The 22,559-nt window shown below is 69.8% G+C and carries 16 protein-coding genes; 8 read left to right on the forward strand and 8 right to left on the reverse strand.

Annotated elements, in window-relative coordinates; all coding sequences use genetic code 11:
- Positions 1 to 86: 86 nt before the first annotated feature.
- From ACZ592_RS17315 to ACZ592_RS17325, 3 genes are all read right to left on the reverse strand, one after another.
- The gene (locus ACZ592_RS17315) at positions 87 to 1,403 is read right to left on the reverse strand and encodes an ABC transporter substrate-binding protein (protein WP_471582381.1); all 1,317 of its coding nucleotides are present in this window, start codon (positions 1,401 to 1,403) and stop codon (positions 87 to 89) included.
- Between the two features lie 130 nt (positions 1,404 to 1,533).
- On the reverse strand, positions 1,534 to 2,643 hold the full coding sequence (locus tag ACZ592_RS17320; RefSeq protein WP_471582382.1) for a LacI family DNA-binding transcriptional regulator: 1,110 nt from the start codon (positions 2,641 to 2,643) through the stop codon (positions 1,534 to 1,536).
- A gap of 166 nt (positions 2,644 to 2,809) precedes the next feature.
- Entirely contained in the window at positions 2,810 to 3,967 is a 1,158-nt protein-coding gene (locus tag ACZ592_RS17325) for a spore photoproduct lyase family protein (protein ID WP_471582383.1), read from the reverse strand.
- Between the two features lie 289 nt (positions 3,968 to 4,256).
- On the opposite strand from ACZ592_RS17325, the gene ACZ592_RS17330 reads away from it, so the two are divergent.
- Complete coding sequence (locus ACZ592_RS17330; RefSeq protein WP_471582384.1) at positions 4,257 to 4,886, forward strand: RNA polymerase sigma factor; 630 nt, start codon at positions 4,257 to 4,259, stop codon at positions 4,884 to 4,886.
- Complete coding sequence (locus ACZ592_RS17335) at positions 4,883 to 6,196, forward strand: CU044_5270 family protein (RefSeq protein WP_471582385.1); 1,314 nt, start codon at positions 4,883 to 4,885, stop codon at positions 6,194 to 6,196. Before ACZ592_RS17330 ends, ACZ592_RS17335 begins: the two co-directional genes overlap by 4 nt.
- Before the next feature lie 550 nt (positions 6,197 to 6,746).
- On the opposite strand, the gene ACZ592_RS17340 is transcribed toward ACZ592_RS17335, so the two are convergent.
- The 4 genes from ACZ592_RS17340 to ACZ592_RS17355 are packed head-to-tail and all read right to left on the reverse strand — an operon-like array spanning position 6,747 to position 15,753.
- A complete protein-coding gene (locus ACZ592_RS17340) occupies positions 6,747 to 9,515 on the reverse strand; it encodes a pPIWI_RE module domain-containing protein (RefSeq protein ID WP_471582386.1) in 2,769 nt (922 codons plus the stop codon).
- Positions 9,516 to 9,546: 31 nt separating this feature from the next.
- Complete coding sequence (locus tag ACZ592_RS17345; RefSeq protein WP_471582478.1) at positions 9,547 to 13,026, reverse strand: pPIWI_RE_Z domain-containing protein; 3,480 nt, start codon at positions 13,024 to 13,026, stop codon at positions 9,547 to 9,549.
- A 22-nt stretch (positions 13,027 to 13,048) separates the two neighbouring features.
- Positions 13,049 to 14,134 (reverse strand): pPIWI_RE_Y domain-containing protein, encoded by a 1,086-nt coding sequence (locus tag ACZ592_RS17350; protein ID WP_471582387.1) that lies wholly within the window; start codon positions 14,132 to 14,134, stop codon positions 13,049 to 13,051.
- A gap of 56 nt (positions 14,135 to 14,190) precedes the next feature.
- Complete coding sequence (locus ACZ592_RS17355; protein WP_471582388.1) at positions 14,191 to 15,753, reverse strand: PD-(D/E)XK nuclease family protein; 1,563 nt, start codon at positions 15,751 to 15,753, stop codon at positions 14,191 to 14,193.
- 39 nt (positions 15,754 to 15,792) lie between these two features.
- Here ACZ592_RS17355 and ACZ592_RS17360 point away from each other — a divergent pair, with 39 nt between their 5' ends.
- Positions 15,793 to 16,698: a serine/threonine-protein kinase gene (locus ACZ592_RS17360; protein WP_471582389.1), complete on the forward strand. Its 906-nt coding sequence runs from the start codon at positions 15,793 to 15,795 to the stop codon at positions 16,696 to 16,698.
- A 30-nt stretch (positions 16,699 to 16,728) separates the two neighbouring features.
- Here the strand turns inward: ACZ592_RS17360 and ACZ592_RS17365 are convergent, their stop codons facing one another.
- The gene (locus ACZ592_RS17365; protein WP_471582390.1) at positions 16,729 to 19,218 is read right to left on the reverse strand and encodes a tetratricopeptide repeat protein; all 2,490 of its coding nucleotides are present in this window, start codon (positions 19,216 to 19,218) and stop codon (positions 16,729 to 16,731) included.
- 36 nt (positions 19,219 to 19,254) lie between these two features.
- Between ACZ592_RS17365 and ACZ592_RS17370 the strand changes: the two genes are divergently transcribed.
- The 5 genes from ACZ592_RS17370 to ACZ592_RS17390 all read left to right on the forward strand — a co-directional run bounded on the left by ACZ592_RS17370 (position 19,255) and on the right by ACZ592_RS17390 (position 22,536).
- Positions 19,255 to 19,386, forward strand: a complete 132-nt coding sequence (locus tag ACZ592_RS17370; protein ID WP_471582391.1) for a hypothetical protein — start codon at positions 19,255 to 19,257, stop codon at positions 19,384 to 19,386.
- 348 nt (positions 19,387 to 19,734) lie between these two features.
- On the forward strand, positions 19,735 to 19,893 hold the full coding sequence (locus tag ACZ592_RS17375; protein WP_351245510.1) for a hypothetical protein: 159 nt from the start codon (positions 19,735 to 19,737) through the stop codon (positions 19,891 to 19,893).
- Between the two features lie 304 nt (positions 19,894 to 20,197).
- Complete coding sequence (locus ACZ592_RS17380; protein WP_471582392.1) at positions 20,198 to 20,965, forward strand: hypothetical protein; 768 nt, start codon at positions 20,198 to 20,200, stop codon at positions 20,963 to 20,965.
- 35 nt (positions 20,966 to 21,000) lie between these two features.
- Positions 21,001 to 21,237, forward strand: a complete 237-nt coding sequence (locus ACZ592_RS17385; RefSeq protein ID WP_471582479.1) for a helix-turn-helix domain-containing protein — start codon at positions 21,001 to 21,003, stop codon at positions 21,235 to 21,237.
- Between the two features lie 294 nt (positions 21,238 to 21,531).
- Positions 21,532 to 22,536, forward strand: a complete 1,005-nt coding sequence (locus ACZ592_RS17390) for a hypothetical protein (RefSeq protein WP_471582393.1) — start codon at positions 21,532 to 21,534, stop codon at positions 22,534 to 22,536.
- The last annotated feature ends 23 nt before the right edge of the window (positions 22,537 to 22,559 follow it).

The following is a 22,559-nucleotide window of genomic DNA, read 5'->3' on the forward strand; positions in this document are numbered from 1 at the left end:
CCTTTCTCGGTCGGGCGGGGCGCGGCGGGGCGGCGCGCGACGGGGGCGGCCGGGGCGCGGAGGCAGGCGGCGCGAGCCGGCGGCGCTTACGGTGTGGTGACCTTCATGCCGCGCTGCTTCATGTGCGCGACGGTGGTCCGCTCGGCGCGGGCGAGCACCGCGGGCAGGTCGGCCTTGCCGTCGGCGACCTTGGGGAGCTGGTCGACGATGGCGGTGTTGGTGGTGCCCATGACGGGTCCCCAGGTCCAGCCGCGCCGGATCGCCTTGTAGGACTTCGCCCCGATGGCATAGACGTCCTGACCGCCGAAGTACTCCGTCCCGAAAGCGGCCTTGGTGACCGGCACGAGCTTCGGGTCGGCGGGGAACATGCTGCTGGTGCCGGACGTGACCCACGCCTTCATGCCCTCGGGGTCCGTGGTGATCCACTTGATGAACTCGGCGGCGGCACCCCTGTGGTCGGACCCCTTCGGGATCACGAAGGACGAGCCGCCGTACATGCCCGATGCGGGCTTGCCGTCCCAGGTCGGCACGGGGGCCACGGCCCACTTGCCCTTCTGGTCGGGGACGGTCGCCTGCTGCGCCCCCGCACACCAGCTGGTGCAGACATAGGCGACGGTCTGCCCCTTCTGGACGCTCGTCCAGAACGGGTCGAGGGTGCTCAGCGAGCGGACGAGGTCCTTGCGGGCGAGGTCGCCCCAGTAGCTCGCGACCTTCTTGGACGGCCCGTCGTCGACGGAGGCCTTCCAGGCGTCCTTTCCCGCGCTGAACCACTGCCCGCCGGCCTGCCAGCTGAGGGCGCTCAGCAGGCCGGGGTTGTCGGTGAAGAGCACCCCGCCGCGGGCGCGCGAGTCGGCCTTCTTCACCTTCTCGGTCATGGCCCGGTACGCGTCCCAGGTCGTGGGTACGCCGATGGCGTGCTGCTTGAAGAAGTCCTTGCGGTACATCATCATCAGCGGCGCCGCGTCGCGCGGAACCCCCCAGGTCCTGCCGCCGAGGTCGACCAACTGGCGGGACGCTTCCGGGAATCGGTCCTCGACCAGGGGACCGAGCGATCCGCTCAGATCCTCGATCTTCCCCTGGGACGCGAACTCCGGCAGGTTCGGGTACTCGACGACGGCGACGTCCGGAGCGGTGCCGGCCTTCACGGCGTTGGTGAGCTTGGAGTAGTACTCCTGGCCCGAAGGCACCGTCTCGAAGGTGACCTTGATGTCCGGGTGGCTCCGGTTGAAGGCCGCGGCCACCTCGTCGGAACCCTTCACGAAGGACCAGAAGGTGATCTTTCCGCTCTTCTCGGCCGCGGAGTCGCCGTCTCCCTGACCGTCTCCCCCTCCCCCGCACGCCGTGGCGAGCAGGGCGAGGGCGGTGACGGAGCCGACCAGGGTGGCTGAGGTTCTGCGCAGCATGACGTTCACCGATCGTTCGCTGGGGTGTCGAACGAAAGCATTCGCCAGGTGCAGCACATCGTCAATGCTTTTGCTTTCATTCAATGCCAAACGAAAGCAAATGATGTTTATGGTCGCCCAGACCTCCTGCCTAAGGGGTGGAAGATCCACCGGAAGCAGCCCCACTGGAGGCACGTACCCGCAGCTCGGGGCGGAGCAGCAACTCGGCGAGCGGCCCGCCCACGTCGGCGAGCCGGCGCATCATCAGGTCCACGGCCCACGTCCCCACCGCCCGCTTGGGCGGCGCCACGGCGGTGAGCGGCACGTCGCTCAGCTCGGCGACCTCGTCGTCGTAGGTGACGATGGCGAGATCCTCGGGAACACGCAGGCCACGGGCCTGGAGCAGCCCGACGAGAGTGACGGCGTCCAGGTCGTTGTGGACCAGCGCGGCCCGCACCTCGCCCGCCTCGACGACCCGTACGAGCTCCGCGAGCTGCGCCTCGAAGGGGGCGGGCTCACCGGCCGACCCGATGCGGCACTCCGGCCCCGCCGCAAGGCCCAGCTCCTGGCAGGCGGCGGCGTAACCCTCACGGATCAGGGGGGTGTTGGGGCTCTCCACCCGGGCGACGAGGGCGATCCGCCGATGTCCCAGAGCGGCGAGGTGCCGTACGGCGAGGCCCGCGCCGTACGCGTGGTCGGACGCGACCTGCTCCAGCCGTCCTGCCTGCGCACCGGCGCGGCGGTCCATCAGGACGACGGGCACGTCGATGCCGCTCAGCCACTGCTCGGCCCGCTCCGCCGGTTCGAGCCCGGCGCGCGGCATGAGCAGCAGCCCGTCGGCACCGGAGGCGACGAGCCGCCGCACCTGCTCCTGGTTGTCGGCCAGTGTCTCGCCCGAGACCGTGAGGACGACCCGCACGCCGTGGGCGCGCGCCGCGTCCTGCACGCCCCGGATGACCTCCGGGTAGTAGTAGCTCCCCGGCGGAACGACGAGGCCGAGGGCGTACGTCTGCCCCGTGGCCGTCGACCGGGGCACGGCGCCAGGGGCGGCGGGTCCGGGCGATTCGGCCTGCTGGGCGGCGGCGTTCGACAGGGCACCGCCGTGCACCCGCACGACCAGCCCCCGCCCGGCGAGGTCCCGCACGTCCTGGCGCAGGGTCACGGCGGAGACGCCCAGCTCGGCCGCCGTCTCCTTGACCTTGATCGCCCCCCGCCGCTCCACCATGCGCAGAATCGCCTCACGCCGCTCTTCGGTCAGCACGCCGCTTACCCCTCTCCTCGCGAGTGACATCGTTTGCTTTCACTCGACAAGCGAAAGGTATCAATGAGGGTGGAGGGTGTCGGTGCGAACGGGGACGACGGTGCCTGGTCAGTTGGATCCGCGGTCCGCACGCCGAACCGTGCTCAGAACGCGTACCTGACCGTGCTCAGAACGCGTACCTGACCCGCAGCCACGGCGCGTGGCCCGCCAGCAGCTCCTGGATGCGGGCCAGGGACTGCCGCTTGACCTCCTGGGCGTAGCGGACGTTGAGGGCGCCGTTCTGGGAGCGTTTGGTCTCCTGGGCGGCCGGCTGCCACAGCACGTCCTCCGCGCGCGGGTGCCAGCCCAGGTTCACGTCGTGGAGCGCCTGGTTGTGGGTCAGCATGATGATCTCGGCCGCCGCCTGCTCCTTCACGCGGGCGGGCAGGACGTCGTCGAGATGATCGAACAGCTCGGCCCAGTCCCGCTGCCAGCCCGGACGGAGTACGACGGGTGAGAGGTTGAAGTGGACCTCGTACCCGGCGTCGAGGAAGTCGGCGGCAGCGGCGATCCGTTCGCCGACCGGGCTGGTGCGGATGTCCAGCAGGCGCGCGTCGTCCGGCGGCATCAGGGAGAACCGCACCCGGGTGCGGCCCTGCGGGTCGAGGGCGAGCAGGTCGGGGTTGACGAACTTGGTCGCGAAGGAGGCCTTCGCCGTCGGCAGCGCGCGGAACGCGGCGACGAGGTCCGCGGTGTTGTCGCAGACGAGCGCGTCGACGGAGCAGTCGCCGTTCTCGCCGATGTCGTAGACCCAGGCCTCGGGGTCGCACTGGTTGGGTTCGGTCTTGGGCCCCTGGGCCCGTACGTGGCGCCGGACATGGGCGACGATCGCCTCGATGTTGGTGAACAGCGTGATGGGGTTGGCGAAGCCCTTGCGGCGGGGGACGTAGCAGTAGGCGCAGGCCATCGCGCAGCCGTTGGAAGGGCCGGGGGCGATCCAGTCGGCCGACCTGCCGTTGGGGCGCGTCGCGAGCGTGTGCTTGACGCCGAGGACGAGCGTCTCGGTCTTGGTGCGGACCCACCGGGCGATGTTGCCGTCGTTGCCGTGGAGGGCGGGGATGCGCCAGTGGCTGTCGACCTCGGTCACGCGCACTCCCGGCAACCGGGCCATGATCTGCTGACCGCGCGGGGAGTCGAGGGCGGCGCGCTCCGCGTAGACCTCGCGCACGTCGAGCATGCGGCGGGCCCGCGGACTGTCGCGGAAGGCGCCGTGCGTGGCGGCGGGCGGTGCCGATGAGGTGTCCGCCCACCCGAAGAGCGCCTGCTGCTCAGGCTCCGGCGGCACCCTCCGCTCAGACCCCGGCCCCAGCTCGCGCTCCCGCTCCCGCTTCCCCGAGACAGCTCCTGACGCCGACTCCTCCACGTACCGTTCCTTCCGCCCACTACGAAGCCGCTCATGGCAATGCCGCCCATCGCCATGCCGATGGCCATGATGTCCCGTTCACCGGCGACGCGCCTCAGCGACACCTCGCGCCCGGGAACAGCTCATCCATCGCATGAATTTCGGCTCCCTGTGTAAGAAGTGGTCCTCGGCGCGCATTGCTCGGTAAGAGAGCCGATACGAGGGACGGCGCATGACACATGCCCAACGCTTCCGGGACATCTACGAGGAGTGCTATCCACGCGTTCTCGCCTACACCACGAGCCTGGTGGGACGCCAGGTGGGCGAAGACCTGACCAGCGAGACGTTCACCGTGGCCTGGCGGCGGGTGCGGGACATTCCGCAGCCCGCGCTGCCCTGGCTCCTGGGAGTGGCCCGCAACCTGGTGCGCGAGCTGCGCCGCCGGGACAGCCACCAATACCTCCTGGCCGCCGCGGAGGCCCAGCGCCTCACCGGCGGTGACAGGGCTGCGGTCGGCGACGTCGCCGCGGACGTCACCGAGCGCGAAGCGGCGCTGCAGGCTCTGGCGAGCCTGTCCGACGCCGACCGGGAACTGCTGACCCTGATCGCCTGGCACGGGCTGACCGCCAAAGAGGCCGCACGGGTCCTCGGATGCGCCACCGCGACGCTGACCGTGCGGCTGCACCGGGCCCGTCGCCGCCTGGGGAAGGCGCTGGAGCCGGCGTACGGGGCGGATACGCCCCCGGTGCCGGGACCGGTACCCGAGCGGAAGCCGGATTCCGAACGCAGGACGCCCCCCGCACCCCCCGCACCCCTCGCACAGCCCCCCTGCGGCAGTGACCGCAAAGGAGCACTCACATGAAGAAGAACACCCGCGAACGGTCCGCGAGGACTGACGTCATGAAGGTGCTCGCGAGCGCCCGGCCCGACGAACTGGACCCGTCCGGTCTGGCGAACTCCCCGCGCATGCAGGAGGACTTGACGCGCATCATGGCCGAGGTGACGGATGCGCATACGGATACGGATGTTGCCAGTCACGCGGCACGCCTGCGCGCGCCCCGACGGCTGCGCGCGCCCCGACGACTGCGAGGACCGTTCGGGATCCGGCCGCTCGGAACCGCAGCCGCCCTGGCCGCCGTCGCGGCGACCGCGGTGGTCGTGAGCACCCTCGACCAGAACCCACCGGGCGGCGGCCCCGCGCAGTCCTCCAACGCGGCCACGGAGCCGGGCTCATCGGCATCGAACGGCCACGGAGACGCCCGAGACACCCGCCTCCAACTGCTCACCGTGGCGAAGAAGGCTGAGGCACCGACCGCCGAAGGAACGTACTGGCAGACCACCACGCGCTCGCAGGACGTGAACGTCGCCGGCCCGGCGGACGGCGACAAGGGACGCCCCATCGCCGTACGCACCAAGTCGACTTCAGAGTGGTCGGTGGGCGTGCGCCCGGGGACCCGGAGTCTGTTGGTCTCCGGTCTGCGCGCGGTGACCGAGCCCCGTACCGAGGCGGACGCCGCACGGTGGCGAGCCGCCGGCTCCCCCGCCACGCTGCAGGCGAAGGTCCCGGGCAACGACGGGGGCGGCACGCTCGGTCACACGATGGGCCCCGCACGTCCGACGGTCATGCGGACGGACTCCGAGGACAAGATCTACGCCCTCGGCCCGCGCAACGTCTCCTACCAGGACCTGCGCGAACTGCCCTCCGACAGCGGGGAATTGCGCCGACAGCTGGAGAAGCTGCACGCGCAGGACCAAGGAACCGACGCCGACGGAGCCGAAACCCGCGCCGGCCGCACGACCTACGTACTGCGGGTGGCGGCCGACCTCATCACGATGCCGGTGAAGCCCGCCGTCAGGGCGGCGGCGTACCGGGTGATGGCGGAGCTGCCGGGCGTCCGAGGACTGGGACGCGTCACCGATCCGCTGGGCCGCGCGGGCGCCGGATTCACTGCCCCGGGCACGACACGGACACCCCTGGGAACCGTGGAACAGCGACTGATCGTGGACCCGTCCACCGGCGACATGCTCGCCGACCAGACGGTGTTGGTCGCTCCGTCGCCCGACGCCCGGAAGGCGGGCCTCGACGCGGGCACGACGGTGAACTACACGGCGACGACCCGGATGAGCTGGGGCGAGCGCCAGATCATGGTGCCGGAGAACGCTCGACGCTGAGCACACGCACCCCGCCGAACACCTTATTCGCCCCCTCTTCGCCTCCTCTTCGACCAGAGCATCCAGCAGAGGCGCAAAAGCGGAAGACAACACCTGCACACCGATCGCTCCGCTGACGGGACGGAACACCACGAGACGCCTGTGGCCCGCACGGAGGTGCGTGCCACAGGCGGATGCGGGGGGGGGCCGGGGGGTGTGTGCCGGGGGGGGCGGATGCCGCAGAGAACCCGCGGGTCAGCGGCCCTTCTCAGCAGGCTCCAAAATCGCCACACACTCCACATGATGAGTCATCGGAAGCATGTCACCCGGGTGGGATCAGAGAAAACCGCAGGTCAGGTGAAGTCTCTCGTCCGCCTTGGAGCCACCAGGCGCGAAGAGCGTCAAACGAGCGTCACGGCGGAGAAAACAATGACGCCCAGTGACCCCAGCAGGGAGTGCACCACGCGTCGTCCACCGTGGTCAGGTGCCGGCTTCGGGCACCCACACGCGGGAAGCATCGATTCTTAGCAGCGTCGATCGTTTGGGCCGTTCCATGCAGGCGGCACCTCGCTCAGGAAGCGGATGACGTACTCTCCGCTGACTTCGTACCGGCCACCGGAAGCACGTACTCACCGGCGAGACGCGCCCAGTGCAGCGGGAGAGGCCGGGCAAGCGGCGGATAGTCGTCGTGGTAGCGCAGCTGGTGCGCGAGCGTCGCCCACTCCGCTGGCCTGTCGGGCGAGTCACCCGCACGCCCCGAGTCCGTCAGCGCCTTCTCCGACAGACAGCCGAGCACGGTGATCTCCAGTTGCCCGGGGTTCCACGCGGTCTTCCCGGGCGCTGTCCGGCCCTGTGCTGTGGGCACCAGCTTCATGAGCCCCTTCGGCAGATTCGCCACCGTGTGCGGCTTCGAGGCCGTACTCGCGAATACACGGCCCTCCGTAGCCGCCGTCCCCCACACACCCTCGGCGAAGCCCACCCCGTCCTCGGTGTCGTGGGCGTACCACTCCGCCACTTCGCCCCGGGCGTTGGCGTCCCGTACGAGCAGCACCCGCAGGTCGTGGCCGTAGAGCGTGTGCCGCTGTGCGGGTTCGGCCCCGAAGCCGAGCATGTCGCGGTCCAGTGCACCGTTGCGCAGGCCAGGCCAGCACTGGCGCAGATTGCCGGCGTCCGCCAGCAGCAGCGTCGGGCGGTCGCGGAGCTGGAAGAGCAGTGCTCGGATCTGCCGCTCGGTCTCCCGCTGCCTGTCCTGCTCCACGCCCGGGCGGGCAGTGGGCCGGGATCCCCCCGGGGCTGCCGAGTCATCGACGAGCTTCCCCGTGCCGGTCTCCTTCCCACCGCTCGCCGCCGGTTCCCGTGCCTGGGAGAGCAGCAACAACAGCTTCGGATACGGCACCCATTCGGCTCGGTCTGCGTCCCACCCCTCGATGACGCCCGATCCGTCCCCGGGGCGCACCCGCACCGCCACCAGCCGGTGGACGGGGCATCGCGTGGGCCCCTTCCTGGTGTGGCGCACGAGCCAGAGGGCCGCGTACTGAAGGTCGCCCGGAATGCCGGCTCCCACCCGATGGGCGGGCGGGCTGATCGCGCCCAGCTGCCGGAAGGCATCCAGCCAGGTCCACCTGGCCCGGTGCTCCAGAGCGCTGTCGGTGTCGTCGGGCGAGTTCACGAACTGGGTCAGCCGTCCCTGCCGTGCCCAGGCGATGCGCAGCGCGTGCTTGGGGTCGGAGTCCGGGACGGCTGCGAAGCGCTCCTTGCCGGCGATCTCCGTGATCACGACTCCGGCCCCGCCGAGGAGCGGGGCCGCCCGGTCCGCCACGAGCCCGCAGCGCCCTTCGATGGCTTCGGCCAGCCGGACGGCCCTGAGGCGCCCGCGGGCTCGGGTGGTCGGCAGGGCTTCGGCCAAAGGTCCCGCGGGCCGGGCCCGGACGCGGATGTCGACCCCCTCGCACTGCCACTGCCAGGTTTCCCCGTCGGCCGACGGCACTTGCTGCCCGGCGGGAAGACCAATGAGCTTGGGCAGCTCGGCGAGCAGCGCCGCACGGGTTTCCGGGGACTGCCAGAAGACGTCGATCTCCAGGGGGCGGCCATTCAGTTCGCGTGTCAGCGCCGCCCGCCGTTGCAGAGCCAGCTGGGCGTCACGGACGCTCGGGACGCGTCCGGCGCCCGAACGGGGAAGCAGGGTGGGTGTGTTGCTCCGGGTGACGCGCGTGAGGTCGGGGACCCGGGTCAGCAGGGGGCGCAGCCCTTCCTCGACCCAGGCGTCCAGATCCGCCCGCTCCCGTGGCATGAGCCCGGGTCCGACCTCGTGCGGGCCGATCGACGGGTGGTAGACGATGCCGGCGGCCACGTCCCCGGAGCCGTTTATCCAGCGTTCGGGGTCGGAGAAGAGCGCTTCGGGCCGGGGATAATTGCGCACGATGTCCAGTTCGGGCACGAGCGGTGCGGGGCTGTGCCGGCGCCAGGCCAGTTCCTTCGACCGCCGGTCGTAGCCCATCGTGTTCACCATCAGCCGGTGGCCCCGGTCCGGCCCTTCCGGCCACGGCAGTGGGGTGTCGAGCAGGACGGTCGTACCGCCGAGCTGGTGGGGGCGTACATCCAGTCGGGTGGCCCACCGGCGTACCTGGGTGGACACATGGACGCGGAACCGCGGGGCGAACGGCACGGTGTGAACGGTGATGGTGAGGCAGGCCGAGTAGTACCAGGTCTGCCGTCGGCGCTCGTATCGCTGAGGCGGCCAGGAGACAAGTCGCGCGCCGTCACCCGAGCTCTCGACGCGGAAGTGGAGTGTGGTGCCGCCCGTGCGGAACGTCCGGGCGGCCAGCCGGAAGGCGATCCACTCGGGCAGCAGGCTGTAGAGTCGCGCGGCGGGTTCGGCGGTTCCGCCCGCCGAGAGCACGCTCTCGGCGAGGTCGACCGATTCCGTCTCCCAGTGGGGCAGACGTACCGTCTCGGCCGGGTCACCGGAGCGGAGCCTCTCCTCGAGATCGGCGCCCTCCGAGTCGTCGTCCTCCCGGTGCATGCCCGCCGCCCAAGCTCCTACCACCGGGGCCAGCACGTCCGGTGGGGCGGCTTCCCGCGCGTAGAGCCACGGCAGACGGCCGTCCGTCCCGGCGTTGCGACCGGTCGCGATGACGCCTGGCGCCATCGCCTGGAGCAGGGAGTTGAGCCTGCGCACGGGGAGCCGGTGGGGGTGGACGGAGTTCTTGTCCGCCTCGGCATGCATCCCCGTGAGCTCGGCGTGCAGGTTCTCGCCGAGCCGCAGCACTTTCATCTCCTCCCGCCAGGGTCCGTGGAGCGGATCGGGTTCGTAGGCCGCGACGCGAATGTGGTGGTACACGGAATTACCTCCTGGGACAGGGGTTCGGCACTTACGGGTGGGCGGGTACGGCGGCGAGCAGCCGGGTGAGCATGCTGCGCAGTGGCGCGTACAGGGCGCCGACGATGAACTGCTCCTCCGCAGTCGTCGTGCCGCCGTCGAAATACGGGTCCAGGACGGCGAGGACGCTGTGCAGCAGACTGGATTCGGGAGTGTCGGGCCGCGCCGGTACGGCACCGCGGTTGGGGGCGAAGGCGGCGTCGACAAAGACCACCCGGGCCGGTACGCCACCGCGTACCAGTCGCCCGATCACCTGCCACAACAGGACCAGCATGTCCCAGGTGATCTGTTCTCGTACATCGTCGTCGAGACGGCTCCACGCCATCGAACGGGCGAGTACCTGGTACCAGTACGAACGGGCGAGGCGGCGGAACTCCTCCGCTCCTTCCTCGACGGTGGGTTTTCCCTGTACCAGGGTGGCGAAGTCACCGCCGGTAACGGCGCGGACGACCCAGTCGTTGACGGCATTGACGGCCAGGTGGAGGTCCTCTGGGTGCGGATGGGGCCGTGCCAGAAAGTAGACCGTGCCGATGGCCGCCTCGTCCTCCTCATTGAGGATGTTGTGGCCGCGTTCCAGCGCGAGCAGTGGCGCCACCAGGATGTCCGCCTCGAGGTCCTTCAGATGCTCGACGTCGCCCCGGCGCAGTGATCGGGCGTGATAGGCGGACGGCGCCTCGTCCTCTGCGGTGATCTCCTCGTCGTCCGACACCAGGCACAGCACCTTGTTGCGCCAGCGGACGTTGAGGTTGTGCAGCGTGTCGGCCACCACACGGGCCTCGGCATAGCTGCCGACCAGTAGAAGGATCTGGTCGCGCCCTGGAGGAAGAGAGCGCAACTCCTGCTGGAGCGGACCACCTTCAGTGACCTCGTACTCGTCTCCGCCCTCACCTAGATGGCACGCGATGCGGCGCAACTTCTCCGGGCGGTCGTCCGGATCGGTTCCCGACATGCGCAGTTTCTCGTCGCCGTCGTCGATGAACTCGAAGCGCATGGAGCTCTCGTCGGCGATGCGTTTGGTCACCTTGGTCGGCGGTTCGATGACCACACCGACCGGGACGCAGACGTGGTAGCGGCTGGACGCGCCCGCCCAGCTGCTGCCCGACATGAGCAGCAAGTGAGCACCGGGCCTGCCGTCGACGGAGGTGAGATCGGGGATGGCGCGCAGCAGCTCACGTCCCACGCCGCTGCACCGGAAGAAGGTCAGTTCGCCACTGCGGACTCCGCCCTTGTCCTCACCCGGGACGCGGAACTGGAAGCCGAGCACATTGCCCATCGGGGCCTCGGGCACCATCGGGCCATAGTCAGGCGGCCGACGGTACATCGTATTGAAGCCCAGGCTGAGGGCGGCCTCGGCGCGTGGCCACATGGCGTTGATCATGGCGAGCCGTGGTTCCAGGGCGCTGAGCAACAGTGTGAACTCGAAGCGCTCCGCGAGTTGCTTCCGCCATTCCTCGGGAGTCTGGGGCGGAGGCTTGGGCTTCCTGCGGCGTCCGCGCTTCTTCTCCTGTTCCTCCTCCTCGCGCCGCCACCTGTCGTACGCCTCTTGGTACTTCCGCTGCCGGGCGGTCATGTACTGCGGGTCGATGGCGAAGACCTCGTCCATGACCTCGGTAAGGCGGCGCCGGGTGTTCTCCGGGTTGCCGGTGTGGAGCAGTTCGTTGAGGAGGGCGGTCAACCGGCTGAAGTCCTCCTCCGTCCTGCGGTGACGGTCACCGAAGGGGTTGTCCCGGAACGCGTCGAGCAGTTTCCCGAGAGCCTCGCGGGGGGCGTGATGAGGGTGGTCCGGGCCGCTGTCGTCGGGGAGTTCGTAGCGTTCGTCGAGGAGCCCCAGCTGGAGCGTCCAGGCGCTGAAGTAGCCCGTCCGCACCCACTTGCGAAGCTCGTACCCGGCGACGAGCATCGCGTACAGCCGGTCGGTGGCCGCGCCTGCGGTGTTGAGGGCGGCGGCGAAGGTCTCGACGTCCCGTTCGGAGAGCTGAGTGCGTCCACCGGCCGCGAGTTCCCGGATCTTGTGCCGGCTCAGCTGGTCGATGAGGCCCTTGTCCTCGTCGCTGGCGAGGACCACGGCGGGTGCGAAAGTTTGGTCGAGCTGCATCTGGACACGGTCGGCCTCGTCAATGATCACGAGGTCACTACGGCGGCAGGCGAGTTCGAGGAAGCGGATGCGCTCGCCGTTCTGGGGGCGGGGCGGCTCGGCATCGATCAGTCCGGCCGGCGTGGCCACCCAGATCAGGGCGCCGACCAGGGTGCGTGCTCCGTGATGACGGGGACAGGCGGACCAGTACGGGCAACTCGTCGCCCTCTTATGCCACTCGGAGTGCCGTCCGTCGCTCGGGTCACGCCGCAGAGCCGAAGGGGGTCGGAGCCGGGAGCAGGGGGCCTCACCGTAGGCGAGTGGTTCGGTCGTCGACGTGGCGCCCTGCCGTCTGACGTTGAGCAGGCAGGACGTGCCGAGGTAGGCGAAGGCGGGGTCGTCGTGGGCGAGCAGTCGGTGCTCGCCCCGGCCCGCCAGCCGACGGTGCAATCGCTGGGCGTGCCGCTCACGGCCCGAGGAGCCGAGCACGGGTGCGGCGGCGCCGTCGGTGTAGAGGTCGTAGAGCCGGACGAGCTTGAGAACCTCAGCGACATCGGTGACGACGATGGTGGTGCGCTTGCCCAGCTTGGCGAGATGGACGGCAATGATGTCGCGCAGTGTGCTTTTGCCTGCGCCGACGATGCCGAGCAGATGCTGGATGCCATCGACCGTGAAGGCGAAGTCCTCGTCCTCCCTCGCCTTGCGGAAGGTTCCGTTCTCCTTGGTGGACAGGTCGAACGACCGTAGCCGCTCCAGCCACCGCGGTGCCCGGCCCTTGCCGGAGCGAGCGTGTTGGGCGTCCATCTCCGCCGCCGTGCGCTCCAGTTTCTTCCTGGTGAAGATCAAGGGCTCGCCGCCGCCGGCCGGTTCCAGGTCCATGTCGTGGGCGACGAGGGGGATGCGGGGGACCGGCGGCAGGTCGACGACGGCCATGGTGCGACTGACGGGGAAGGCGTGCGGGCCCTGACCTGCAACCGACAGGCGCTTGCCCGCCAGTGGTGGTGCGGCACGCAGCAGTTGCTCGTAGACGGAGAAGCGGTCGCCGGCGACGGAGAGGTCGCGGCGGGCAGCGGGTGTCTCGGCGTCCGGTACGTCGTAGGCGCGCACCCTGGGGTCGAACCTCTGGTAGGTGTCCAGCGCCTCGAGCCAGGTACGGCTCCGGCGCAGCGTCCACAGCGAGTACCTGGCGATACGCAGGGTCTTCGCCGCATCGGATGGCATCGGCGCCCAGTGCGCCTCGGCGAACCCGTACCCGCTGAACAGCACCCAGGCGCTGCCCGCGGGGCTGCCCGGCATCATCTTCTGCTGGAGGTACAGGCCGAGTTCGACCTGGCAGAGGGCTTCCAGCGCGGGCTGGGGCACGGAGGACCCCAGAAATGCTTTGAGCGCGTTGAACACGTCTGTCAAGGGCGGGGTGATACTACGCATCGTCCTTCACCTCTCGCCGGGCTTGTCCCAGGTCGGGCACGAGGTCCATGGGGATGGTGAGCAACAGCCGGTCCCGCAGGAGCGCGGGAAGCGCATCGATAAAGGCCTGCCGGTAGCCGTCCCGTCCGGCGAGCGCGTCAGGGACCACGACGAGGGTGCGGTCCGCGAGGGGTGTGTTGTCGGTGAGATGGGCTGCGAGGAGCGCTGGCTGCAGGCGGTCGTACACCTGGATGTCCACGATGCGGGGGCCGGTGTCCCTGAGCCGGTAGGCGGGCAAAGGACCGGGCAGGGTCTCGTACGCGACGCCGGCGCGCTCCAGTGCCTCCCAGGCGGCTTCGTCGGTGCGGTGCGACAGTACGAGGTACCACCGCAGCGAGCGCTGCAGGATCCACGCCTGGTCCGGCTCACGGATGAACTGCGGAGGGGCGTCGCGCGGGCAGTCCTCCCCCTCGCACCAGACTTCCGCGCCGGTGCCGGACGGTCCGGGTACGGGCACCGCGCTATCCTGGGGCAGGGCGGGGAGCTTGCACGAGGCGCAGTACAGGAAGTCTCCGTCGACGAGCAGGAACTCGGGCAAAGGACCGTAGAGGTTCTTGACCCGGCTCCAGACCGCCCTGTTCCAACCCGGCGCGAAGCGGTCCTGCTGGTGGACGACCGGGTGACGCGCCAGGAACGCCCTGCACTGCCGGTAGCGCTCCTCCGTTCCACTCCGCGCGTGCAGGTCCCCGAGAAGCGCGCGGGCGTGTCCCGCCACGCCTCCGTCCGGTCCGTGCGAGGCCACCTCGAGACACGACCGGGTCGGCATACGGCCGACCCGGTGCACCAGCGTGGTGCCCGGCGAGACCAGGGAGGAGGGGACCGCGAAGAGTGGGTCGTCGGACGGCCTGGTCCGGCACCACTCCCACAGCTCCGGAAGACTCCTCGGCGGCGCCTCCCCCACATCGACGCAGCGCATCACCGTGTGATCCAGCGCCCGCTGGGCGAGGCCGGGATAGGGCAGGGTGAAGGAGCGGAGCCCCTGGACCTCGGAGAGAGCCGCCACCATGCGGGCAAGTTCGCCGAAGAGGTCGCTGCCCACGCCCTCGGGCCCCCCGCCGGCATCCAGCCGATCGGTTCGACCGGCCGACCTCGCACTCATGCCACGGCCTCGCTGACGGACGACACCGTGCACCAGCGTGCCACTTCGCACCGCTCGCAGGAGCGGCCGGGCCGGGCCGCGTACTGGTCGTCCCCGTGCCAGTCGGCCACCATCGCCCGCAGCACCTTCTCGGCGGTGACTCGATTGGCCGGGGCGAAGGGATCGATGACCTCCAGGTCGGCGCCGCCGGGGCGCAGCACCTCCAACTCGACCCGCGCGCGGAACGGATCACCGCCCAGGTCACCGCGGGCGATCAGCACGACGGCCAGGGCCAACTGCGGATAACGCTCCAGCAGGGGGCGGTCGGACCGCCGATCGATAACCGAGGTCTTGGCCTCGCGCCACACCCATGACCCGGCATCCCGGTAGAGCAGGTCGGGCGCGGCCAGGACCACCACATCGGCAGCTGTGTCGTGCCGCACCACCCGGGGCTCGGTCCGCACATCCGTACCGTCCCGGACGTACCGCAGCGGACAGACCGCGGCGTGCCGCCGCAACAGCAGGGCGCCGAGTGCGCGTTCGTGTGCGGGCAGGTCGAATCCCTCCGGTACCCACTCCTCGGGGACCTCGACCGTGCAGGGCCGAGGCGATCCGTGGGCGTGCCGCTCGGCGAGGTAGGCGTGCAGTGCCCGGCCGCGCTCGGCCGTCACCTCGCGTTCGACGGAATCCGCCGTGGGCAGGTGCAGCCGGCGCATGTGGTCACGCGCCGGGCAGGCTCGGTAGGCCCGCCCGTTGGTGACCGACCAGCTGCGGCGGGGCCGGTCGTTCGTCTCGACGCCCAGCAGTCCGGGCGCTGTGCGCAGGGCCGGGCACACCGACAGGTAGGGGCATCCGCCGCAGGCGGACCCCGGGCGGTATTCCCGCCCGTCCAGTACACCGGCCAGGGCAGCGGGGCCGTGTTCGCGGTACCGGGCTCGCGCCTCTTCCCGGCTTCCCGAGAAGAGTTCCCGCGTACGGCCGTCGAAGAGCGCGAACTCCACGATCCGTACGTGCTCCGGCGGTGGTCCGGGGGCGCCCTCGGCCAGCACCAGGGCGACGGCCGCGGTGAACCCGTCGGGCGGCAGGTCCCGCAGGCGGTGCACGGGCAGACGGAGCTCGCGGTAGGCACCGTCGGGGGAAGCCAGGCAGCGGCCCCACACGGTGAGGCGGTACTCCTGGGCGTCGCGCGGGTCGGGACCGGACGGCCGGTAGCGGTACGTCCACGGCTCGGGCACCTCGTGCAGGGGGCGTTCCGGGTCGAGGGGGAAAGCCGCCTCGTACAACGTCACGCCGTGCTTGGACCAGGTCCGCAGACCGTCGTGCAAGGGCCCGGTACGTGTCCGGGGCGGGTGGCCGGCAGGCCCCGAACGGATGTCGCAGGCAGCCATGAAGGGGCCCAGGGCGAAGTGCTCCAGCCGCTCACGGCGGCGCGGTACGGGGTCGGTGGTGTGGTAACCGCGGGTCTTGAGAGCGTCAGCGGCGGGGCATCGGAACTCTCCCCCCTTGAACATTCCGGCGGATACCGTGATGACGTCGGACGTGCGAGTCACCCCGTCGGGTGGCAGCCATGGCTGTGACATTTCATGCTCCATTTCCGTACGGAGGAAAGGTGGACGGCCGTGAGGGAGATCAAGGAGGTCGGCGATGTGGAGAGGCACTACGAAGTGCTGGACATGGTCGGCGACGGCGGCCAAGGCGACCTTTTCCTCGGGCGTGACCGCAGCAGCGGGCAGAAGGTGGCGTTGAAGCTTCAGAAGGCCCGGGACCTCGGTCCCGAGAGCGCCTTCCGCTCGGCCGGCATGCATCTCGTCAAGGAGGGGTCACACATGATGATGCTGTCGGGAATCCAGGCGATCCCCGAAATCATCGCCATGGGGACACACCGACGACGCCGATGCTTGATCATGGAGTTCGTCGAGGGCCGCCAACTGCACAACGTCCTGTGGGCGGCTCGGCCCGTTAAGCATCCAGGGATTATCGCGTCCGTCATCGGCCAGTTGTGCGAAATCCTGGCGGAAGTCCACGACCGGAATCTGGTGCACTGCGATCTCAAACCCGAGAACGTCATCGTGCAACCGGACGGTCGCCTCCGGCTCATCGACATGGGCCTCGCGGTCGTGGCGGGTGAAGAGACTGATTGGTCACGTGGCACCCGCGGTTGGGCCTCTCCCGAGCAGTCCGACGCCTGCCCGGCAGGGCGGCTGACACGACGGGCCGACATCTTCGGACTCGGCTGCATCCTGCTGGAGATGACCGTGATGCGGCTGCCCTACGGCGGGCTCGAAGAGCTGGCGGAAGCAGGTACCCCGGTGCTGCCGACCGACCGGCTCGCCGAACTACCCCCGGAGTTCTCTTCCCTGGCGCTGTGGATGGTCCGGTGGGAGGCGGCGGAGCGCCCGGCGGACGTCCGTGAGGTGTTCGACCGGCTCCGGCCGTATCTGCCCCGGCTCGGCTCGCGACGGCCACCGAAACGCCTGCGCCCGGACCCGACCGAGTACTACCGCACGCATCCGCCCCGGCTATGACGGTGAGCCGACGGCCACCGACTGGGCGGGTCACCTCAGCCCTTCCAGCCGCGCCCGGACCTCCCGCACCCCCTCACCGTCCATCAGCTCACGCAGCACTATGACTCTCTCCAACTCCCGCACCGCCCCGTCGGTGTCGCCGGCGGACACCAGGACATCAGCGAAGAGCATCCGTACCTTCTCCTCGTTGGGCCAGTTCTCCTGTTCGCGGTAGATGTCGGAGGCCTGCCGGTACAGGGTGATGGCCTCGTCCCGTTCGGCACGGGCCAGGTGCACCTTGGCCAGGGTGAACAACACATCGGCCAGGCCGCTGCGCTCCGTCGTGCGCTCCACCACGCCCAGGGCGTCGGCGCACCGACGGAGCGCCCGCTCGTGCTCGCCCCGGTCGAGGTGGATCGCGCCAAGGACGTTCAGAACAGCCGCTTCCCCGACCCGGTCAGACACCTCCCGGCACAACTCCAGTGCACGGCGGAGCACTTCGTCCGCTCCCGTCAGGTCGTCCTGCTTGCGCAGGGTGAGCCCGAGCCGGTGCAGCGTACGGGCCAGACTCAGCTGGCCTTCCGAGGTGCGGTCCTCCTCGCTGAGCCGGACGGCCCTGCGCAGGGCGCCCACCGCCAAGTCGTACTCACCGAGCCGCCAATGGGTTCCTGCCAGCGAACGGCGGACCATGGCGCAATCGACCGGCGCGGCCACGGTTTCCGCCGCCTCGGCGGCGTACAGGAGGTTCTGCCGCGCATCATCGAGCAGGCGGCGGCGCCACTGGTAGATGACCAGGGCCATCGGAAGCAGCCATACGTACCGGTCGATACGCCGATTGATCGCCAAGTGAATGCCTCGCTGGACGGTGGCGTACTCCTCGTCCAGGAACGCCATCGCCTCCGCGAGGTCCGCGGGGTCGGTGACCCTGACCGCTCCGGGCTCACCGGTGGGCAAGGTGCGTTCGCGGTCGAGCACCCGGTCGCAGGCACGGACGTTGTGCAGTTGGTGTTCCAGCACCTGTCGTACGGTCGCCCTCTCGATCTCCGCGTTCACTCCGTCCGGCACCGGCCGCACGTGCCGAAGGGCGAAGGCCCGCACGAGGTCGTGCAGCCCGTAGCGGTCGCCGTGATGTTCCACCAGGTTCGCCGCCACGAGGTCCACCAGGGCCCGGTCGGTACGCGTCCCTTCGTCCACTGCCCGTCCCAGATCCATCACCGCCTCCCAGGAAGCGCTGGGCCCGGGGTGGACGGCGAGCTGCCACAGCAGCAGCCGGGCTTCCTCATTCAGCACGCGCACGGAGCAGTTGAGCGCGGCGCGGACCGACATTTCGTGCTCGGGCAGGTCCAGGGTGTCCAGCTTCGCCCGCTCCAGCTCCTTCTCCATCTCCCGCACCAGGGCAGGGAGGGTGTGCAGCGGACGCGCACCGCCCTCCAGGAGCCGGGCCACCACCACGAGGGCCAACGGCAGCCGACCGCAGAGGTGGACCAGCTTGCTGAAGGGCACGGCGTGCTTGGCCCGGTCCTCGGCTGACACTTTCTCCTGGAGTACCTCCAAGGCGTCCGCCTCGTGCAGCGGCTCCATCTTGCGGAACAGCACCTTTCTCTCGGACTGCAGTCGCAAGAGGTCGTTACGACTGGTGACGATCACGGCGCAGGTACCATCTCCGGGAAGCAGCGGCAGCACCTGCTGGGCGCTGAGCGCGTCATCGAGGACGATGAGCATCGACCGGTGGGCCAGCGCCGACCGCAGCGCGTTGCTCTTGCTCTCCGTTCCGGTCACCGTGGTGTAGGGCGGCAGCGCGGCCAGAAAGCCGTCCAGGACCTCGTCCGGTTTGGCGGGCCGCACGTCTCCGTCGGCGAATCCGTTCAGTTCGCCGTGCAGCACCCCGTCGGGAAACCGCTCCCGCAGCCGACCGGCGAGGTTCTCGGCCACCGTGGTCTTCCCGACACCCGCCATGCCGCTGATCAGGACCAGCGCCAGATTGCCGGCATCCTGTTCCTCGCACACTGCCTCGAAGAGGTCGCCGATCAGCTTGTCCTGCCCGATCGGCGTGGGCCTGCCGCCGGGCAACTGGTCGGGAACGGGGGGCAGGAGCACCCCGCCCGGCCGGTGGCTCTCTCCCCGGACCTGGTCTATGGCGCTCTGTACATCGACATCCGCTTTTCCGTTGCGCTTCTCCCACTTCTTGATGAGCCGCTCAAGTTGGGACTCCGGCAGGTCTGCGTGAGCGAGCAGGTAGAACCGGAAGATCTGGGGCAGTTCCGGCGCACGCTCGAACCATTTCTCCGTCTCCTCGCGCAGCCATTTGACCTCCCTGGACTTGTAGGCTGCGTCCAGCCGCGCGTACACGGCGGCCATCAACTCGGCCCGTAGCTCCTCCCGACGCAAGTCGAAGCCGGTCTCGGACAGTCCGTGCAGTGGTTCGTCCTCGCCGTTCCACTCCTCCAAGGCCGCGCCGAGCAGCTCGAACTGCGCTTTGCAGGTCAGTCCCTCAGCCTGCTTCACCCTTTCGCGAAAACGGAGCAGGTCGACGTCTCCCACCGGGACACGGAGTGTGCAGTAACCCGACTTGCCGCTATGGGGCACGGACTCCTGGCCCAGCCGCTTTCGCAGGTCGGCGACGGCACGGTCAACCCGGACGCCGACATTCTCGTCGCCCTCCCACAGGACCTCGGCTATGTCCTTCCTGGTACACCGGCAGCCTGGTGAGGTCACTAGGAGAGCGAACAGGGCCGCCACCTTCGACCCTTCGACCACCCTTCTGCCGCCGTCCCCTTCTGCTCGCACCGGGCCCAGCACGTACCCCTCCATCGCACTCCCCCTCACCGCGCCGCAGTCAGTGATCCGGCCCCGCGTCGGCGCTCCTTCATCTGTGCGCCGCGCTGTGCCGCTTCACACGCGCTTGCTTCTTCACGCCCCCCGGAGGACTCAGTTATCCCTCAGTTATGGCTCTGCGGCCCCGCTTCTCCCCCGGGCACGATGGCACCAGCCGCTCGCAGAAGCACGAAACGGCGGCTTAGTCATCCATCGACCCATCAGAGAGGAACCGCGAACCCGATGAACAGCCGTCAGCGCAACCGCCGGGCAGCCCGTCTGCGCCAGTCCCCCGACTGGCCGCCGAGCCGCCGCCGGCGGGCGGCCGTCCGGACCGAGGACACCACCCCGGCGACCCCGCCCAACGAGACGCCGGACACCTCGTCCTCCGAGACCGCCTGAGCGCAACACTTCGTGGGTGCCCGTTCTGAACGGGCACCCACCCGCCTCGCGAATTCCGTCACCGGCGAGCTCGCGGCCTGGCTGCAGCACTCGTCACGCGCTCGTGGTCAAAGGCGGCGTTACCGGGTCGAGAAGACCACTACCGCATACTCACGCGTCAAAGCGAGGCTGGTGGGCCTCATCTCCGCTTGACGCGGATACGAGGCGGTACGCCCCCACCACAGGACCCACCTCGTCCAGCATCTCGGCATCTCCAGCACCTCTGGACTCAGGTTCCCTCAGTCCGAAGAAAGGATATTTCCTGATGTATCCACCGCGCAGCAGTGCGTTCGCCTCGGTGAGGCGGCACTTCGACGATCCCCGGACCAGTGACGCGGTCTTCGTGCTCGTCCCCACGGACGCCGATGGGGCTGATCCGGTCCGGCTGACCGCCGCCGAGACGCACGATGCCTTGTACGGCTCCGACTCCGACCCGCAGTTCGCCACCGCGGTCTGGAAGGAGGTCATCCGCACGGCGCAGAGCGACCTGACTCCAGACAGCTCGGGGAAACTCCTGGCGATCTGGCTGGCCCTGCCCCGGTTGACCGGGACGGTCCACCGGGTCTGTACGCGCCTGCGGGCCGACCGGTCAGACATAGAGGCCGAGATGGTCCTGGCTCTCCTGGAGAAGCTGGCGGATCGGGACGGCGCGAGCTGTCTCACCGACTCCTCCCTGCTGCACGCGGCGCGCGCCAGGGCCTGGCATCTCGCCCGGGAAGGGCTGCGGGAGCTTCCCTCCACCCAGATCGAACGCATCACCGAGGAGCATGCTCTCATTGCGTCCGGCGAGGAGGCGGACGCTCCGGCAGCGGAGGGCCTGGACGTACGGGTCGACCGTCCGGACGGCCCGGACGGGCTGTGCGCACCGCTGCGTTTCCGGGTGCACCCGGAGCATCTGCGCCGACAGGGAATCTTCATCGACACCGACGGCGGGTCGCAGGACCGCCCGGCGGGTCACAGCCCCGGGAAGAGGCGACGGCCCGGGCGCCGCGCGGACACCCGGCCGGTCCGCCCTGCGGGGAGGCGGGGGTGAAGGACCCGGCAGAGGGCCGCCTCAGTTTCGCGGAGATGTTCGACCTGCCCGTCGCGGTGGACCTGCGAACGGCGGCCCGAGCACTCGGAATCGGCTCGACGACCGCGTACCGGCTGATCCGCGAGGACGAGTTCCCCTGCCCCGTCCTCCGCATCGGACGCAGGTACAGGATTCCGACCAACGAGCTGATGCGCGCCCTGGGGATCGAGGACCGCCCGCTGTACAGCGTGGACCCGGAAGAGGACACGGACGATCCGAGCGTCGGCTTCTGACGGTAACCACCGTGCGACTCCGCGGCATCGGCCACGGAGCCGCACGGCCATGCCTCCTACGACGGGCCGTTCGCCGCCGACGTGCGCCGCACGGTTCTCCACGGCTGCTCGGCAATCGGAGGGCGAAAGGATGCCCTCCTTCTTCGCCGAGCGGTTCGCCGGCCGACGGCCCGCGCGCGTCGGCCAGTTCGTGAACCCGTCGGCGATCACCGACCCGAGCTACGGCGAGCATGCCCGTCAAACGGCCCGGCGGCCCAGCCCTACGCACCGCTCGCCACGACCGCCTTCGAGGGGATGACCCCGAAGGTCCTCGTCGTCGTGGGCACGAAGGACTGGCACCCGCCTAATCTTCTCCGACCGGCAGGACCGGGGAAGCAACGCCTACACGGCGTCTCCCGCACCGAAGCCACCAACAAGGACTCGACCGCGTCACCGCCGCACGAGTCCTCGTCCGGGCGCACCTGCGCGCCTGAGTTGTGCCCGCAGAAACCGGACTGGTACCGGGCCACCGCGGTCCGCGCATCAGCTCCCACTGCTCCCGGTCCCTCCCACGACGGCATCGATCCCGCTCCCGTCCAAGGCAGCGGCGCGCTCAACCTCTTCCAGGGAACCGACCAGGCCGGTCTATCGCTCGCCTTCTACGTCGACGCGGCCACCGGCCACTGGTCCGCTCTCGCCTGTCTCGACGACACCCGCGCCGGCACCGACGGCACCGGGTCCGCCGAGCACAAGCTGCGATGGCGTGCCTGGCTGCAGTGGTCGAACGTCCTGCAGTTTCTCGCCCACCACGGCGGCGACGGCGTGCAGCTCACTACCTCCACCGCCGCCGATTTCGATCCCGGGACGCTAAAGGCTCTCGGCGGCATCGGTGAACTCGAGACGCTCGTTCTGCGACACGGGACAGCGCCCAAACTTCCCGTATCGGCGGAGGTCACAGCAGTCGAGGCCGCGCTGCGGGATCTGCTCTGGGACACGGAGTTCCTCGAATTCCTCGACGAGGACGAACCCGACTCTCCGTTGGGCCGCCTCGGACACGCGCTGGCCGATGCGGGGAAGTCCGCTCCCGCGTTCGGACATGAGCTCGGCGAGCGCGGCTGGGTCGCCGACTTCGCCTGGAACGTCGAGGGATTGCGGATCGCCGTGATGGCCGAGCCGCACCAGACGGACGACGAGGAGAGCGACAAGACCTGGCGGGCCTACCGCGATGCGGGGTTCACGGTCCGCACCGCCGACGAGTGGCTGGACCACCTCGACGGGCTTCTCGCTCTGCTGCCCGACACCACCGACCACCGCGCCTGACGCCCCGGCCTCCGGACCTGGTC

The sequence above is a fragment of the Streptomyces sp. NPDC040622 genome (assembly GCF_055593965.1).

Bases quoted from the DNA above. Each gene is read 5' to 3' on its own strand.
- ACZ592_RS17315 (WP_471582381.1), bottom strand. From the start codon at position 1,403: ATGCTGCGCAGAACCTCAGCCACCCTGGTCGGCTCCGTCACCGCCCTC.
- ACZ592_RS17380 (WP_471582392.1), top strand. From the start codon at position 20,198: ATGTATCCACCGCGCAGCAGTGCGTTCGCCTCGGTGAGGCGGCACTTC.
- ACZ592_RS17330 (WP_471582384.1), top strand. From the start codon at position 4,257: ATGACACATGCCCAACGCTTCCGGGACATCTACGAGGAGTGCTATCCA.
- ACZ592_RS17355 (WP_471582388.1), bottom strand. From the start codon at position 15,753: ATGTCACAGCCATGGCTGCCACCCGACGGGGTGACTCGCACGTCCGAC.
- ACZ592_RS17375 (WP_351245510.1), top strand. From the start codon at position 19,735: ATGAACAGCCGTCAGCGCAACCGCCGGGCAGCCCGTCTGCGCCAGTCC.
- ACZ592_RS17335 (WP_471582385.1), top strand. From the start codon at position 4,883: ATGAAGAAGAACACCCGCGAACGGTCCGCGAGGACTGACGTCATGAAG.
- ACZ592_RS17370 (WP_471582391.1), top strand. From the start codon at position 19,255: ATGGGGCACGGACTCCTGGCCCAGCCGCTTTCGCAGGTCGGCGACGGC.
- ACZ592_RS17385 (WP_471582479.1), top strand. From the start codon at position 21,001: ATGTTCGACCTGCCCGTCGCGGTGGACCTGCGAACGGCGGCCCGAGCA.
- ACZ592_RS17390 (WP_471582393.1), top strand. From the start codon at position 21,532: ATGACCCCGAAGGTCCTCGTCGTCGTGGGCACGAAGGACTGGCACCCG.